Raw genomic sequence first — 8,722 nt, forward strand, 5'->3', positions numbered from 1 at the left:
TATCCATATATATAGCGGAATATCGTCATTCCGCCAAGAGTAGAGTCAGAACTCAACATCTATTAAAAAGGTTTGAACTCTATAGAAAAATATAATCCCCTTTCTTGCAGAGTTCTGTCACTAGATTTGACCTCAATCAAAGGAATACCCCACTCAAAGCGGGCTGTAAAGCGATCGCCATATTGCCACCGCAAACCTAACCCCGCAGATACCAAAGTATTCGGGTCAGGTTCTCCTTTAGAACCGCTATTCCAAGCTCTACCAAAGTCAATAAACGGCGTTACCTGCAAAATCCCTTTTTTGTCGCGGGTGCGATAAATTGGATACCGGACTTCAGCCGAAGCAAAAACTCCATTATCCGTCAGCAATAAATCTTGACGATAACCCCGCACTGTATCTAAGCCACCTAAACCAATTTGCTCCAAGGGTACGAGTTCCCCAGCAGCTAATTGCACATCCGATCGCAGCAGCAACAGCGTATCTGGTGCTAGCAAGCGCAAATACTGTGCTTGACCCCGCCACGCCAGGAATTGGCTGTCAGGTTCAGAATTGTTGACATTAGCATCAAAGGCTCCGATTCCGAGACTGAACTGCGATCGCGCCGCAAAAACTTGTCTAGCTCCCCTCTGGGTGTATTCCTGAAACGCTCTAACTGCAAAAATGCGAGTTCTGCCGCGATCGTCAGCACCCGGCGACAAGGGATATTCTACCCCCAACAGAAAGGTATCGCTCTCCCGCCGAGCAGCACTGATCCCCAAGGCAATTTCTTGGTTAGGAGTTTGGACTATCGGCTGGCGGTAGGTTAATTCGTAGTCGCGGCTTTTGGCTTCAATGTCTAGTTCGTCAAAGGGAGGCTCAATAATATTGCTCTTGCTCCTACTGAGCTGGAAACTGACCGTGCCATTACGTGGATTTACAGGTAGCGTATAGTTAAGTTCCACACTATTACTGCCATCTGTGTTGGTATAAGTCAAACTGGCGCGATCGCCCCTACCCGATACATTACCTGAGCCAATTTCTGCCCCCCGTCGGAAAGTCCCCACGCTCGGAGAGCGCCCATTATCGGCAAAGATGCGTGAGTTCAAAGTCTTTGCTTCTTTAATCCGCACTTCCAGCAAGTTTAAACCGGGGCGCGATCCTGCTTGGAGCTCAGCCGAGATAGTTTGGATGAGGGGGTTGAGTTGTAGCAGTTGTAAAGCTTCTAGTAGGCGGTTTTGATTCAGGGGAGTTTGAGTAGCGATCGCCAATCGACTCCGTACATACTCAGGATTAAGCCGTTGATTCCCTTCCACACTAATACTTTCTAGCCTACCTTCAATCACCTGGATCTTGACCACACCCCCCGTCATACTTTGAGGTGGAATCAAAGCCCCCGAAGTAATGTAGCCTTTGTTGATATAAAGTTGCGTTACAGCAGAACGAGCTTGCAGCAGTTCTGCAAAGGTAATGGGGCGACCCGTAAAATCTGCCAATAACTTATCTAATTCTTCTTTACTGAAGACAGTGCTACCAACTACTTCAAACCGCTCTACTGTCACCGTCCCTGGAACGTTGGGCATTTCTTCAGGCTTACCAGGAGTGGGCGTTGAAGGCTGGAGAAGTTCTTCTGGAGGAGGTAAAGGCGACGGTATCGGCAATTCTGGCTGTGGCGGCGGAGTCGGTATCCCAGGGTTGGGAATCTGAGCTATTTTTGAGTTTTCCCAGCCTCCAATTGAGCTGATATCCAGTCCATTTGCAATGTTTTTAGGTGGAATTGCCAGTGGAATTGATGGCAATATTCGCGATCGCGCATCTTCCGATAATTTGAGGTTGCTTTCAGCAGTTTGAGCTATTAATGGCTGAGGATAAAAAGCTGTAACTGAGCAGTTACAAAGCAGTGCGAGTGTGAAATTTATCCTCAAACAGCCTTTGAAAAGTTTCCGGGGCATGGCAGGTGGGGTGACAGCAGGCATTTAAACTCTGAGAAGCACCTTGCCTTTGGAGTGTAGCACCTTTGTATTAATTTTTTAGAGATATTGTGACAATTACTTACATCTCAGTATTGTTGACAAAATAATAAAGACGTGATACGTGCTTGGTATAGCTAGGGGCTAGGGGCTAGGGGCTAGGGGCTAGGGAAGAGGGAAGAGGGAAAAGCTTACGACTTAAGGGATTATGAACCAGAGGTAAGAGTTGGAGTTGCCCTAAGCGCCTTGGCGGTTGCTATATATTTAGGAATTTGCACTTAGGGGTCAAATGACCAAAACACAACAAAAACCGCCGTTATGGACTAACTCAGACGGCGTTTTTTTTGTCTCTAACCAACTCATCAGCCGGAAAACTCATGGTTATGAGCTTTATGCAATCCAAGGTGATAGCCTTTAAATCGGGCTACTCACAGGCAACCCCATCAACATCAGGATCAAGCTTGAAAGGATCATCTGGGAAGGCAAACAGCACCCTTTGAGCCTCAGATTTATCCTTGAAGTCGCTGCAATCACACTTGCTACTAACGCATTTTGGCAGCTCTCCTTTGTTAGGGTCTACTTTGCCATTAATCTCCAATTCTGAGGCTATCAGCAAGCGCTTAACCTCGTTGCAGGATTCAATACCAGACTTACCACAATCCAAGCAATTACCCAATTGCGTATAAGCCACTTTGAGTTCGGTTATCCCAGCACCCCATCGCGCTTGCTCAATAGCAGAGCTGATTTCACCTAATTTCGGTCTGATTTCAGTGCGTTGTTGTTGGCATACCTGAGCATCATCACGGTCAAGGCTAGAGCCAACAGTCTGTATAGCTTTGATCTTAGCTAGTAAAACTGTCGGTTTGAGGGCGATCGCCTCCGGTGTAGTCACTTGTGCGGGAGCTACATAATCCGATGGTGTAGGCTCAGTAACCTCAGTAGTTGGGCTAGAGCAGCCAACAAAAGTGGCACAGAGACTAACGATCAGCGCCAGAGTAATTAGACTTTTGGGCATGGTTTGACCAATAAAATGAGGGTAAGCCGCCAAACAGCAGGGATGTACAGATATTAGTGGCTAAGATGCTTTCTGGATAAAGCTTTCAGCCTTAGCGTACAATTTTCCTGTTTGGGCACGGTGATGCCTACCTTGTTCTTAAGTAAGTCCTAATAGATATTACACAAGCACCACAAGATCGGGTTTAAAATTTAAGTACATTGTTGGACTTTAGCGCTTAGGGGCTCTAGCACAATAATGTAAATAAACTACCTCCGATCTTGTGACGCTTGTGTAGGTTTTACTTTTATTCGGTTTTTCCTGTTCTCTTGGATAATCCAGAGAGTCAAAGCTCTTTTCCTTTTTCCCTCTTCCTTCTTCCCTCGGAAGATATACGCTAGATTTTATTGAGCTGCGATCGCAACTCTTCGAGTTCAGGATCGACAACAGAATTTGATGGAGTACCAGAAGTTTGACCCGCCGCAGGGAGAGAACCAGTTGTCGCTGAACCCAAACTCATCTGCGCCTTCAAAGCCGCCAAATCATCGTCAACACCACCGCCAGCTTCCAGCTTCAGAAACTCTTGTTCTAAACCAGAGCCAGCAGCCAACTCCGCCGACGCACCTGCGCGAGCTTCCATCTGCAAGACTTTTTCTTCCATCCGCTCAAAAGCACCCATAGAGCTACTCGTATTCAGAGAGCCAATAGTGCTATTTAATTGCTCCTGAGCCTTAGCAGCAGAAATCCGCGCCTTCAGCATATCCTTCTTAGTTTTAGCTTCAGAAATCTTGCTTTCCAGAGCAATCAAGTTGCGCTTGAGACTTTCCATCTGACCAGTTTGCTGATCCAAACTAGCCTTCAGCGTCGCCGCCGTCTCAGCATAAGACTTCTTGCGAACCAGCGCCTCGCGGGCCAAAGCTTCATCCCCCTTTTGGAGAGCTAGCTGAGCTCGCGATTGCCAATTATTGGCTTGAGATTCGGCTTGAGCGTGCTGTGTCTGAGTGCGTTTTTGAGTAGCGATCGCGGTAGCAACTGCTTGGCGCAACTGCACCAAGTCTTCCTGCATATCAATGATGGACTGTTCTAAAATCTTTTCCGGGTCTTCAGCCTTATTGACCATATCGTTGAGATTGGCTCTCACAACTCGGCTAATGCGATCAAATAATCCCATAACGCTATTTTTCCTTTATTGCGGTTTACGAGGTAGGTGGGAAGGAAGCTCTAGGCATTAGCCTGGGAGCACGAAATTCTGTTGGTCAGATTTTTAATGAGATTTTGCCTCAAGCAACTTTCCCAAGCGCATAAATCCAGTTTAAAGCGATTTTTCTGAGACTTGCAGCAAAGTTCCTTGAAGCTAATTCATCAAGTTTATTTCAGTCCTTTATTTAAAGATTCATCAATAACTGCCGTAGATCCTAACAGATATACTAGCACGTTCACTGTAACGCCGCCCTCTGGGCGGTTATAGCTCCGCAAGCGAGAGCGGCCTTACTGTCAGGGCAAGTCCTAACTTAAACAGAAGCCGCGATCGCCTCCTGCCTTAGTCTTAGTCTGTCTGGCTTCTGTCTTCTGTCTTCTGTTTTCTGTTACATCACTCACCAGAGGGCAATTTAGGCGCATTGTTACCAGGGAGTATTTGCGCTTTCATCGCCGCCAACTCAGCATCAACATCACTCGCTCCTTCCAACGAGAGAAATTTCTTTTCCAAGTCGCTAGTTCCAAGTTCCGCGATCGCCTCTGATCGAGCCTCCAGTTGCATCACTTTCTCCTCCATCCGATCGAAGGCACTTAAAGCACTTCCCGTGTTCAGATTCCCCATCATCTCATTCAACTTCTCAGAGGCCTTAGCCGATCGCGCACGGGCAATATACATATCTTTTTTAGTTCTAGCCTCCGAAATTTTCCCCTCCAACCCCCGCATATTTTCCTTGAGTTTAGTCACAAGGCCGCTCTGCTGTTCTAGCTGTGCCTTAAGCGCTGATGCCGTCTCTTGGTAAGATTTCCGCCGCGTTAGAGCTTCCCGCGCCAAATTTTCCTCTCCTTTTTGCAGCGCTAACTGGGCACGCTGATACCATTCGGAGGCAGCAGACTCAGATTGGGCGCATTGTCGCTCGCTGCGTTTTTGAGTAGCGATCGCCCCTGCCACCGCCTGTCTAAGCTGCACCAGATCCTCCTGCATATCCATCACGCTCTGTTCCAGAATCTTCTCTGGATCTTCCGCCGCGCCAACCAGACTATTAATATTGGCGCGAATCACTCGCCAGATGCGGTCAAATAATCCCATACAAATTCTCCCAATTTTCAATTTTAAACTTGGGGACTGAGGGGAGATGGGGAGCGGGGGAGTTTTGAGATTGCTTCAGCTTGCTTTGTTCCTCGCAACGCTAAACCCTATGGGTAGGCTACGCCAACACGGTTTTGAGAGATTGCTCCGTTGCACTCCCAACGCTTCGCGGCTTTGAGGCGAGAAAAGAAAGCAATTTTCCCCCTCTCCCTCTCCCCCTCTCCCCCTCTCCCCTCAGTCCCATCTCCCCCTCTCCCATCTCCTCCTCTCCCCTCACTCACGGTTGATAATATCTAGCCGCAACGCCTTTTTCTTGGAGTTCTTTTACCAAACGCTCGGCCGATCTAGGATTGTCCAAAGCCCCCATTTGGATCTTGACACCATTTGGGAACTCCCGGACATAAGCATCTGTAACTGCCGTTCGCGCCTCCTCTAAGGATTGTTCATTGCTGTAATCTAGGACTACGTAATAGTAACCATCTTGAGCTTTTACAGGGATGCCAGGATTTGAGACAACTGGCTTCGGTGTTGCTGCTGGGGATGCCGTAGGCTTAGCCGTCGATGGTATCGGAGCTAATGGCCTTGGGACTACAGATGTTGCCGATCGCTTGGGGAGTAGAGCTCTACTGAGATTATTAAGACTCTCATCGTTTGTGTTTGCTGCATTCGCTGGTTGTGGTGGTATGACGTTAGGTAAACTTACCCCAGCAACCGGCTTAGGAGTTGGCGGTATTGAAGGTTTGGCCGATGGTAAAGGAATGGGAATTGGAGTCGGCTTTACATTGCTGAGGGTGCTCAAATCTAGTTCTACAAATTCCTTGGAAGCTAGATTGGGAGCTTTTGGGAGCTCCGCTTGATTAGCGCTGTCGGCTGTTGGGATATTAGCTGGACTTGCCGCAGGGGTAGGACTACTTTGCTTGAGCCAGCGGTTGAACCCTAGATTCGCCAGAATTGAGGGATTGATAACTGTGTAGCCGAGAGCGATGCAGGAGAGCAGAAACAGTAGCATTGAGCTTAGTCCCAAGGGAGTAAACAAACTTGCAGTTAAACTGCGTTCTGCCTGGGCTTCTGATTTTCCTTCGTCTAAACTTTTTAGAAGTTCTTCGCTAGATGCGAGGTAATTATTGGGCGATCGCAGGCTATTAGCTGATTTTGCAGATAGGCGATCGCTCCCTGCTGATGTCAAGGTTTTGCCTGCGGCGTTGTCTGCGATCGCTAGTTGTGAGGCTGGCGATCGCGTCTCAAAATGAATAGTTTGTCGCGGCTTCATCTCTGGCGATAATACCGCCCCCTGCTCAACGGAGCTTTCTACCACAGCAGGAGAGATTAAATCTATGGAAGGACTGGCTGGCTTGGCTCCAAGGCTGACTGATGGGGCTACCCATTGTTGCGATCGCTGTCGCTGCCGCCGATACTGGCTCACTTCTTCTTCTAGGTTTATGTCTAAACAGCCCATCACAGCCTGTAGAGCAGGCTTAATTTGATTTGAGGATAATTTATCCGGTGATTCAACCGAGGAATGCTTACTCATAAAAAAACTCCTACCACCTCTTCATCGATTTTAGAACTTTAAAGTATTGGGTTGCCGTTCCACCAATACTTATTTTAAATCTGGCGACCAGATTTATAGCAACGTCCACAGGCGTTTAGTTCAGACTGAGCGACGCTTACTTTTTCCAAGGGGACTTGAGCCTGAGCGATCGCTGTGTTTAAGTCCCGATTTAACCTTGACTGGTAGCCACAGTTAAAGCACCATCGGAGGGTGGAGATCAAGGCTAGGTTAAGGGCATAAGGTAAAAAGGAAAAAACTTAGGTTGCTAGCTTTTCAGTCATCGGTCTCTTATCTTTAAATTATGCCCGACCACTTATCAGTTATTTAAATTTTACAACTCATAAGTGATAACTTTTCTCTTTTTAATCTTGATATTTTTGTTGTTTTCGATACATATTTCTCTATTGGCGTTTAACTTTTAGCTTGATCCCTGTTAGTTTCTTAATGCTTCAGCCTAGCTTAGCCCCTAGTCATTATCCACGTATTACTTAATTGTTTATATATATAACAGAATTATAAATAAATCATTAAGGTTCTTTTCATCTTGGGGATCGCTCTAAGCTAGATAGAATAAAGGCTTGGGAGCGTTCTGACGTGCCAACAGAACATTGCACAATATAAGAAATGAAGATTATGCGCTAAGGGAATTTTTATGAAAACCTCGTTAACTTCAGCTTGTAGGCACTGTAGGTATTATATCCCAGAAGGGAGACGTGGTGGTGTTTGCCAGCAGCTAAACGTCCCGGTTCAAAGCGCATGGACTGCTTGTTCTTTGGCGATCCCGCCCTTTGCCCCTGTTTGGGAAGAAATAGAAGAGATGGTGCTCTCGCAGCAGCAGGAAGCAAACTTACAGAGTGCGATCGCTCTCCAAAGTTCTGAGATCCAGCCCCACGAACCTTCTCGACCAGTATTAGCTGAAATCCCAAACCAAATAGTGCGGTTTTAGTCCAACTCCAAGGGCTAACTTAAATTTACTCAAGTTTACCCAAGCACGATCTTTGAATTTAACTTTAACAACTCCAACTCTTAATCAAAAATCTAGGAACTGACCGAATTTAAAAAAATAAGTAAATCCACCTAATTTATCTCTATGGTAGCCAAGGAAATTTCCGAAAATCGGGCTGGCGTTTTTCCAAAAATGCCTGTTTTCCCTCAGCTCCCTCCTGAGTCATGTAATACAATAAGGTGGCATTACCCGCTAGTTCTTGCAGTCCCGCTTGACCATCACAGTCAGCATTAAAAGCAGCTTTCAGACAACGAATTGCGATCGGACTTTTATCCAATATCTCATTCGCCCACTGAATCCCCTCTTGTTCCAACTGTTCGACAGGTACGACGCAGTTAACTAAACCCATAGCTTCGGCTTGCGCTGCTGTATATTGACGACACAGATACCAAATTTCCCGCGCTTTTTTCTGACCCACAATTCTTGCCAAATAACTTGCACCAAAACCACCATCAAAACTCCCAACTTTTGGGCCTGTCTGTCCAAAAATGGCGTTTTCGGCAGCAATAGTAAGGTCACAGATGAGATGCAAGACATGACCACCACCGATCGCATAACCTGCAACTAGGGCAATAACAACTTTGGGCATCGATCGAATTAGGCGTTGCAAATCTAGCACGTTTAGCCGAGGAATGCCGGCCTCGTCTACATATCCCCCCGATCCGCGAACGCTTTGGTCGCCGCCAGCACAAAAAGCGTATTTCCCATCTGTATGTGGGCCTGCGCCGGTGAACAGAACAACACCAATTTGACTATCTTCACGGCTATCGGCAAAAGCGTCGCAGAGTTCAAAAACAGTTTTAGGGCGAAAAGCGTTTCGTTTGTGAGGGCGATTAATCGTAATTTTGGCAATGCCGCCGCTTTTATGGTAAAGAATATCTTCGTAAGTTTTGGCAGTTTGCCATTCAATTTGCATAGGAAGGGGAAGGGGAAGGGGAAG

The 8,722-nt window shown here is 46.9% G+C and carries 8 protein-coding genes; 2 read left to right on the forward strand and 6 right to left on the reverse strand.

Annotation, left to right across the window (positions count from 1 at the left end; all coding sequences use genetic code 11):
- Positions 1 to 62 precede the first annotated feature (62 nt).
- On the reverse strand, positions 63 to 1,952 hold the full coding sequence (locus PY364_RS20265; protein WP_275525256.1) for a ShlB/FhaC/HecB family hemolysin secretion/activation protein: 1,890 nt from the start codon (positions 1,950 to 1,952) through the stop codon (positions 63 to 65).
- 283 nt (positions 1,953 to 2,235) lie between these two features.
- Here PY364_RS20265 and PY364_RS20270 point away from each other — a divergent pair, with 283 nt between their 5' ends.
- Positions 2,236 to 2,364 carry a hypothetical protein gene (locus PY364_RS20270; protein WP_275525258.1) on the forward strand — a complete coding sequence of 43 codons (129 nt, stop codon included), beginning with the start codon at positions 2,236 to 2,238 and terminating at the stop codon, positions 2,362 to 2,364.
- Between the two features lie 6 nt (positions 2,365 to 2,370).
- On the opposite strand, the gene PY364_RS20275 is transcribed toward PY364_RS20270, so the two are convergent.
- The 4 genes from PY364_RS20275 to PY364_RS20290 all read right to left on the reverse strand — a co-directional run bounded on the left by PY364_RS20275 (position 2,371) and on the right by PY364_RS20290 (position 6,755).
- The gene (locus PY364_RS20275; RefSeq protein WP_275525261.1) at positions 2,371 to 2,961 is read right to left on the reverse strand and encodes an excalibur calcium-binding domain-containing protein; all 591 of its coding nucleotides are present in this window, start codon (positions 2,959 to 2,961) and stop codon (positions 2,371 to 2,373) included.
- Positions 2,962 to 3,337: 376 nt separating this feature from the next.
- A complete protein-coding gene (locus PY364_RS20280; protein ID WP_275525264.1) occupies positions 3,338 to 4,111 on the reverse strand; it encodes a PspA/IM30 family protein in 774 nt (257 codons plus the stop codon).
- A 420-nt stretch (positions 4,112 to 4,531) separates the two neighbouring features.
- The gene (locus PY364_RS20285; protein WP_275525265.1) at positions 4,532 to 5,224 is read right to left on the reverse strand and encodes a PspA/IM30 family protein; all 693 of its coding nucleotides are present in this window, start codon (positions 5,222 to 5,224) and stop codon (positions 4,532 to 4,534) included.
- A gap of 277 nt (positions 5,225 to 5,501) precedes the next feature.
- The gene (locus PY364_RS20290; protein WP_275525267.1) at positions 5,502 to 6,755 is read right to left on the reverse strand and encodes a hypothetical protein; all 1,254 of its coding nucleotides are present in this window, start codon (positions 6,753 to 6,755) and stop codon (positions 5,502 to 5,504) included.
- A 673-nt stretch (positions 6,756 to 7,428) separates the two neighbouring features.
- On the opposite strand from PY364_RS20290, the gene PY364_RS20295 reads away from it, so the two are divergent.
- On the forward strand, positions 7,429 to 7,722 hold the full coding sequence (locus PY364_RS20295; protein ID WP_275525269.1) for a hypothetical protein: 294 nt from the start codon (positions 7,429 to 7,431) through the stop codon (positions 7,720 to 7,722).
- A 142-nt stretch (positions 7,723 to 7,864) separates the two neighbouring features.
- Here PY364_RS20295 and menB read toward each other — a convergent pair whose 3' ends face one another.
- Positions 7,865 to 8,698, reverse strand: a complete 834-nt coding sequence (gene menB / locus PY364_RS20300) for a 1,4-dihydroxy-2-naphthoyl-CoA synthase (protein WP_275525273.1) — start codon at positions 8,696 to 8,698, stop codon at positions 7,865 to 7,867.
- Positions 8,699 to 8,722: the final 24 nt, after the last annotated feature.

Source organism: Kamptonema sp. UHCC 0994 (assembly GCF_029167235.1).
GTDB lineage: Bacteria > Cyanobacteriota > Cyanobacteriia > Cyanobacteriales > Microcoleaceae > Kamptonema.